Raw genomic sequence first — 302 nt, 5'->3', positions numbered from 1 at the left:
TGTTTATGCGCGGGAGAGTTACTTTTGTGCGCGGGAGACATGAAGTATGCGCGGAAACCAGGTGAGTTTGCGCGGAAACGGACAAGTTGGCGCTGAAGAGATAGATGTATGCGCGCAAAAACATAAGTATGCTCAAGAAAACTCCTTTTTGTCTTTTTTGATATTTTTTTGCCGCCGGAACCGCATGTTGAAGCAGAACATAAGACGGTCCTACACCCAAATTCCAAAGATCTGAAGCGGATGTTTTTCGCTCCGCGAAAAACTCCAATCCATTAAGGAAGGCTTCGCGTCCGCGAAGCCTT

Annotated in this window: 1 protein-coding gene; it reads right to left on the bottom strand. The window is 47.0% G+C overall.

The window, feature by feature from the left end:
• Positions 1-302 (bottom strand): hypothetical protein (locus tag KW93_RS17680; protein ID WP_235318327.1); only part of this gene is annotated, 302 nt, incomplete at both ends.

It is taken from the genome of Planococcus sp. CAU13 (assembly GCF_000775575.1).
Lineage (GTDB): Bacteria > Bacillota > Bacilli > Bacillales_A > Planococcaceae > Planococcus.
Note: the sequence above shows the minus strand (reverse complement) of the source record. Positions and strands in the feature narration are given on the sequence as shown.